The organism is Rufibacter latericius (assembly GCF_003721515.1).
In the GTDB taxonomy this organism is placed as follows: Bacteria; Bacteroidota; Bacteroidia; order Cytophagales; family Hymenobacteraceae; genus Nibribacter; species Nibribacter latericius.
In genome coordinates this window covers 1-7,199 of record NZ_RJJD01000012.1, presented here as the reverse complement: position 1 = coordinate 7,199, position 7,199 = coordinate 1, and the positions used below count along the sequence as shown (strand labels likewise).

General features: G+C 47.7%; 6 protein-coding genes and 1 pseudogene. All 7 read right to left on the bottom strand.

Annotated elements, in window-relative coordinates:
* Positions 1 to 559: 559 nt before the first annotated feature.
* Entirely contained in the window at positions 560 to 1,693 is a 1,134-nt protein-coding gene (locus EFB08_RS16710; RefSeq protein WP_123128116.1) for a glycosyltransferase, read from the bottom strand.
* Complete coding sequence (locus EFB08_RS16705) at positions 1,694 to 2,662, bottom strand: glycosyltransferase family 2 protein (protein ID WP_123128115.1); 969 nt, start codon at positions 2,660 to 2,662, stop codon at positions 1,694 to 1,696. It lies immediately after the preceding gene.
* A 9-nt stretch (positions 2,663 to 2,671) separates the two neighbouring features.
* A complete protein-coding gene (locus EFB08_RS16700) occupies positions 2,672 to 3,208 on the bottom strand; it encodes a DUF4199 domain-containing protein (RefSeq protein WP_123128114.1) in 537 nt (178 codons plus the stop codon).
* Between the two features lie 23 nt (positions 3,209 to 3,231).
* Positions 3,232 to 3,750, bottom strand: coding sequence for a DUF4199 domain-containing protein (locus EFB08_RS16695; RefSeq protein WP_123128113.1), 519 nt, complete (start codon positions 3,748 to 3,750; stop codon positions 3,232 to 3,234).
* A gap of 14 nt (positions 3,751 to 3,764) precedes the next feature.
* Positions 3,765 to 5,045 (bottom strand): dihydroorotase, encoded by a 1,281-nt coding sequence (locus tag EFB08_RS16690; protein WP_123128112.1) that lies wholly within the window; start codon positions 5,043 to 5,045, stop codon positions 3,765 to 3,767.
* Positions 5,029 to 6,702, bottom strand: coding sequence for a hypothetical protein (locus EFB08_RS16685; protein WP_227006375.1), 1,674 nt, complete (start codon positions 6,700 to 6,702; stop codon positions 5,029 to 5,031). The genes EFB08_RS16690 and EFB08_RS16685 overlap by 17 nt, the downstream gene beginning before the upstream one ends.
* Before the next feature lie 99 nt (positions 6,703 to 6,801).
* Positions 6,802 to 6,993 (bottom strand): annotated as a pseudogene (locus EFB08_RS24035) (BatA domain-containing protein); the annotation flags it as partial.
* Positions 6,994 to 7,199: the final 206 nt, after the last annotated feature.

The following is a 7,199-nucleotide window of genomic DNA, read 5'->3' as shown; positions in this document are numbered from 1 at the left end:
TCTCGGAAGGGAGTGCAAAGGTAAGGAGAACTTCCGAATCCGCAAGAGATGAGGAAAACTTTTTTCCCTTCTTCCCGTTCCTACCAGGCTGCCCTGGTTCGTCTTCCCCCTCCTGCCGAGCGGGCTGCAAAGGTAGGCAAACTCTTCGGAGAAACAAGGCCCCTCTCCCAAGATTCCTGCTTGTGAAAGGCCTTCCTGTGTCAGCCTAGGACGTAACCGCTTTGAGGCCGAGGGAGTTCCAAACAGGGAATATTTTTCTGCTCGGCCTGGTTTACCTTCTTTTGCCCCATCAAAGGGAGGGTTCCCGCCTAGAACCTGGGGAAGAACCAAGGAAGGGATTGACAAGTTCCCGGGAAAGGGAGTTTTTTAGAGGTGGGTTCCGGGGCTGTTTTGGAAAATAAGGCCTGGAAACGTAGGTATCTCGCCTCTTTCTGCAGAACGCTTGATAATAGAAGAAGGAGTCAAGGTGATCAACACCCTGACTCCTCCTTCTATACTTAGAAGAAAGCTCTTCTTCTTAATTCTGCTTTAAGCCTGTTTTCTCATGAACAGCCTCTTTTCATTCCTGTATACCTGCGGCTTCCATGATTGCTTTCGCTAAAGCTTCCCACGTGTACTTCTTCTTTTCTTCTTTGATGTTCAAGATCATTTCTTCCGCCCTATTCTCCTGGTAGAACTTCTCTACAGCATCTGCTATGGCTTTAGGTTCAACCTCTACTACATAACCTACTTTCTGGTCTGGGATCATTTCCTTCAATCCTCCTACGCCTGTTACAATTACAGGAACTTCAAAATGGTAGGCAATTGGAGTTACTCCGCTCTGGGAGGCATGTCTATAAGGTTGAACAACCAGATCAGCTATGGAAAAGTAAGCTTTCACCTTTTCATGTGGGATATACTCGGTAGCCAGAATAAGGTGGGTTTGCAGATGGCCTTCCTCTATAATCTGTTGGTAGGCATCTGGAGCTTCATAATATTCACCGGCTACTATCAATTTAATGCCCCTTTCCTGAAGCCTTTTATCTTTCATGGCTTCGAGCAACAGGTCTAATCCTTTGTAGTGGCGTATGAACCCGAAAAACAAAATGTATTTTCCTTCTGGTAGGTGAAGTTCCTGCAGCGCCTCTTCTCTTGACATCTTCTGACCATAGGTATCATAGATGGGGTGCGGTCTACTTAGAATCGGCTTGGTTTGGTTGAAACCTCTCAACTCTTGGGTGACGGTATCAGACATGGTCACGAAAGCATCGCAGGCATCAACGAAATACTTGGTCAGCGCTTTATCGCCGGGCCGCTTTTCGTGGGGAACTACATTGTCGGTGAGGGCAACCACTTTGGTGTATTTGTTCCCTTTGATGATTCTGGCCACAGTTCCCAAAGAAGGCGCCATGAAGGGCAACCAGTATCTGATCAGCACCAGATCAGGTTTCCGCTTCTTTATTTTTCGGCCAAGGGTAATCCAGGTAAGCGGGTTGATGGAACTCAGTTCTTGGTGGATGACCAGATCCTCAGGAGCGGGTCCTTCTACATACTGCGTTTTTCCGGGGAAGAGAACAGACGGATACTGGGTTGTGAACGTGTAAGTTTCTACCTGGTGGCCCATCTGCTGCCAGGTGCGCGCCAAACTTTCACTTGACGCCGCTATCCCTCCCCTGAAAGGATAGGCCGGACCAATAATAACAATACGGGCCATTTATTCGAACCCTATGTTGTCCCGGATCAGGTACTCGTCTTTTCTTCTTCCCGCCAAGGAAATCATCTCGGCTAAGAAACCTGCCAAGAATAACTGAACCCCCACAACCACAGCCACAAGCGCCAGGAAGAAAAGTGGCTGGTCAGTGACGTTCCTTACTGCTTGATTCTGGAAAGAATAATAGACCTTTTCAATGACTAACCAAGAAGTGATGAGAAAACCGATCAGGAAAGAGATAGTACCCAGGCTCCCGAAGAAGTGCATAGGACGCTTCTTGAATCTGGAAACAAACGTGATAGACATCAAGTCCAGGAAACCATAGACAAAACGCTCCAGTCCGAACTTGGTGGTGCCGTATTTCCGTTCGCGGTGCTGAACCACTTTCTCGCCTATTTTCCCAAAACCATTCCATTTCGCGATTACCGGAATGTAGCGGTGCATCTCGCCGTAGACTTCAATGCTTTTCACCACCCGGGCATCGTAGGCTTTCAGTCCACAGTTGAAATCATGGAGCTTGATCTTGGAGATCTTGCGGGTAGCCGCGTTGAACAGTTTAGTAGGAAGGGTTTTGCTCAAGGGATCGAACCGTTTCTTTTTCCAGCCAGAGACAAGGTCATATTCCTCCTCCACAATCATGCGGTAAAGATCCGGGATCTCGTCTGGGCTGTCCTGCAGGTCGGCGTCCATGGTGATGACCACTCGGCCCTGGGTTTCTCTGAAGCCCACGTTCAAAGCCGCAGATTTGCCGTAGTTCCGGTTGAACCTAATTCCTTTCAGGTTAGGGTTCTGCATAGACAACTCCTCAATGACCTTCCAAGAGGTGTCGGTGCTTCCATCGTCAATCAAAATAACCTCATAAAGAAAACCGTGCAATTCCATCACACGGTTTATCCATTGGGTAAGCTCTGGCAGTGACTCCGCCTCGTTAAGAAGTGGGATGACCACCGAAATATCTACGCTGTTCTGCATGAAAATCTTTTACTCAAATTCTGGGCGGTTTCTCTTCATGATGGCCGCAATGATAAGGGATAAAATAAAGCCAAGGATTACCGCACCAACTACCCCAAACACCAACATCATTTCTGGGGTGGTGAATTTCTCGGTCATGCTGGTGGCTTGTTCAATCTGCTCATCGCTCATCCCTTTGTTTTCCATTTCTTCAATGGAGGCATTCCTGATTTGCTGTATAATATTGGAGTCAACGAACTTCAGGTAAATGTACGTGAACACTCCGCTCAAAACCCCAGAGACCGTGGCCAGTATTGTACCTGTCCCAAGTCCCTGGCCATATGACATAAAGCCGTGGTTCTCTCTTTTGTAATACCGGTAAGCCATGACAATCCCGATGATGGGGATGATGGTTCCCAGGTAAGAAACGCCTTTGTTCAGGTGAAGGCCTGTCAGGTAAAGAACCAGGCTGAAGATGATGGAGGCGAAGCCGGTCATTATTCCGAAGCGTACCCCAACGGAGGCTGGGGTAACGGCAGGTTCGTTGATGAGTACTTGTTCGTTCATGATGATTGGTTTTGGTTTTTAACTTACTTTCTGAAAAATACGCCTAAAACGATACTTATAAAGAAACCCGCTACCATTCGGTTCACGAAGCTGATCTGCGCCAATTTGAATCCGTCAAGGTGATTCAGGTTCTGGTACACATTTTTGTAATTCAGCTCCCCCATCACTTTTACCAACTCCTGCCGGGTGATCTCCATCCGATTCTGACTCAAGATAATATATTCTTTGATCATTTCTTGTCCCGCAAAAACAGAATAAATGCACAGCAGCATAGCCGCCGTAAACGCCAGGAAAAAGGAAATCAGCAAACCTACCTTGAAAGCCTTCGCGAAACCCAGTTCTGCATCATAGAACTTCTTGAAGTATTTGATGCCCAAGAAAATGAAAACCGAAACAAAGATAAAGGTAGAAGAATACTCGCTGGCATTGTCATACGGATTCTCAAAGCCAGAGAAAGCAAGCAGCAGAATATACACCACACTTACAATGCCTCCGGTTACGCCATATCGGATGGCGGTATTAATCACAGCTCTGTCAAACATCTGTCTTGTCTTCTCTAATTCTGGTAGGCTGGGTTCACAGTAAGTTGCCCGTTCAGGTAGGTCGCATATACGCACCCTTTCAGTTCACGCCCCAAGAACGGACTGTTTTTAGCCGCCGATGCATTCAGGCGTTCTTCAAACACCCAAGTTTTAGTAGGATTGAAGAACGTAAGGTTTGCGGATGTGCCTTCTGCGAGCGAGGGAACCGGAAGCCCTACTATCGCTCTCGAACCTACGGTTAGCTTTTCCACCACTTCTCTCCAGGAAAGATGGGAAGAAAGGGTTTCGTTGGCTACAGAGAAAGCTGTCTGCAATCCAATGATTCCGGCATCGGCTAGGTCGAACTCCAATTCTTTCGCTTCTTCGTTCCAGGGAGTATGGGCAGACACCAGGGTATCAATGGTTCCGTCTTGCAGGCCTTCCAAGATGGCGGCGCGGTCTGCCTCACTTCTGAAAGGAGGAGTCACTTTATAATTAGTATCGAAAGGCTCTACCATCTCATCGGTGAAAGCACATTGGTGGGCGGCCACATCACAGGTCACCTGTAAGCCTTGCCGCTTAGCTTCCCTTACCGCGTTTATGCCCGCGGCCGTAGAAAGTTGCGTAAGGTGCAGCCGTCCGGATGTATATCTTAGTAACTGTAAATCACGGGAGATCTGCACTTCCTCGGCCAGGGCAGGTATTCCCTTCAGCCCTAAGCGCGTGCTGGCCGTGCCTTCGTGCATTTGTCCGCCGGCTGCTATTTTCCTGTTTTGAGGCTGATTTATGAGAACTCCGCCAAAAAGCTTCAGGTATTCCAGCGCTTTCAGAACCGTGTCTTCGGCCTGCAGCGAATCAGAGCCATCAGAAAAGGCAATCGCACCGGCGGCTTTCAGGTCCAGTATCTCGGATAGGTCTTTTCCGTCAATGTCATGGGTAACGGCGGCAATAGGATGTAACCGCACAAAGCCTCTGGAAGAAAAATTCTTAAAGTATTCTACCGTGGAGCGGCTCTGAATAATAGGGTTAAGGTTGGGAAGACAGGCCACCTCCGTGAACCCACCAAAGGCTGCGGCGTTCATGAAGTTCTGAAGGGTTTCGCGGTGCTCATAGCCCGGTTCTCCGGAAAAGGCGTTCAGGTCAAACCACCCGATGGAGCAGTGCAGCCCCTGGGCCGGAATCAATTGCACGTCATTGGCTTCAATGGAGGAAGCTATTTGTTTTATCTGTCCATCTTTGAGCAGAAGGTCTACTGTTTGCCCGTTAAGGTCCGATGCTGCATCAACGATGGTAACCGCTTTAAATAGGAGATCCACTTTTCTTGGTGCTTAAAATGACTGCCTCCATCACGAGGCACAGAAAACACAATATTAGGCAATATTTCCAAAGGGATTGGTTGCTAGTTTCCTTTTGCAGCTGTTTTTGCAAAGACATCCTTTCCTGAGGCTCCACCACGCGCACATTCTCCCCATGATCGGCCATTATCTCCTTCAGTTCCTCCACCGTGTATCCTTCCAGCCTTGACTCCGCCCGGGGAACATTTAACGCGATCTTGGATAGAGGTTTTCCGTCTCTAACCACCTCGTAGAAACCAGGCTTGCTCACGTCTTTTGGCAAAGTCATGAATAATTGATCCTGCCGAACCCGCTGATCTGGAATAAAGGTCTGATCCCCAAACCGCAAGGCATAAGGGTTTTTAGAAGCCTCTTGATTTTCAAGGGGAAGGGAAATGCTTCCGCTGCCTGGCTGATGTGACAGAACCGTTTTGCCTGAATTGGTAGACAAAGCCAATTGATACAACACCGGAACAAACAAAGGGTGCGCGACTAAGGGAGAGGAACTAGTTATAGGTGACGCGAACAGATGGATGTTTCCGTTGCCTACCCTGAACGTACTCAGGAATGGAGAATTATCGGTGAACCGCAAAATAGTGTGGAAAGAACTATGCCAGCGGAGCACAGGTTTGGCGTCGGGCATCTTCATGTTTTTGACCTCTTTTTCGAAGATCTGCCTAAAAAAAGTGTCTGATAGATCGGGCTGCTTGAGCGGTTTGGCCCCAAGTTCCTGATTTTCCTGGCTTATCCCTCTTAACCCAATGCTAGCCAGGAAACTCAAAGAGGCTTGTTGCGTGGAAGCACCTGGAATGAGCAACACAGACCCTCCTTTCTCCACCCAAGTTTTGATAGCAGTTGCTAACGAAGCAGTACCTCCAGAAGAAGGAATATCTATAATCCATAACCCAGATTCACTTTTTGCGTCACCTGAAAAGGTAAAGGCCGGTTCTGCTTTATAGGCTTGCATGATAGGATCGTTAGCTCCAGAAGCCCTGTTTACTTTAAGGTGAACGGTAGAGGGTTGGGGAAGGACAATGAAATACTGGTTATCAAAGGAAGTGGTAGGATCTTCTACAGAGAAAGTAATTTCCCTGGCTTCTGCCTTGGAGAGCGGAATCTTAAAATGGGCAGTAGCTTTCTGAGCCGGATCAAGCAATACTTGCGTGGCCCCTAACAATTGCTCTCCCTCAGAGGCCGAGACTTTGACCTGTGTACTTTTACCTAATTGGCTTCCACCAAGACGTACCGCTAGGCCCGCCAAGGATTGGGGCATCAGGATAGGCTGCTCAAGCCAAACTGAATCTATATAGATATTAGAGATGTTAGGTGATGTCAAAGAAACCAAAGTGATCGCCTGCTTCTTGGGCAAACCCTTCAACATTTCAACCGGGTAAGTAGATTTCTGGAAATCAGAGAAAAGGTAGGTAGTCGTAGATCTGCTGTTTTCCTCTATCCCATCAATAATCTCCTGCGAGGAAGAAAAGCTTGTTCCTCCTTCCGGCAAAGAAACCGAGTCCTGCCGATTTATCTGTCTATTCTGTCCTCCTGAACTAGTACTTACTCCTTTCTGGATATCTGAGGCAGCAGCCAAAGCAATTTCAGCCTTAGTGTTCCCTTTCTCGGAAGAGGCACTTTGCATACTCCAGGAAGTATCAATGAAGACAGAAGTTTGCGCAGGAGATACCGCAACGTTCTTCCTAGATTGAAACAGAAACAACAAAAACGCTCCTAAAGCTGCTGTTATAAAGACTAGCCTCAACAAAAGCAGCAGATAATTATTGATCTTCCGAACAGAACGGGTTCTAGAAATCAGGGCTGTCAAAAACTGGATATGGGAAAAATCAAGTTTTTGCCTCAGCCGAAGTCCAAAGAAGTGAATGAAGATTAAGAGAGTGGCAGCAATGGCTGTTCCAGATATGAGAGGAAGCATCTACTAAAAGCTGTTTAGTTGTGAAGGTACACAATTGCTTTTAGAACTTATAACAAGATAGTTCTGGTATAGGTTAACCGAAAATTCTAGTCAAAGCGAATCAGGATTCCCGGCAACCCCCTCTCCCCCGGTCCTTCTTAAAACGCCGATCGCCCCACCGTCCTTTCGGAGGGTGGGGCGACTTAAGGTGGGGTTGGCGGCTACCT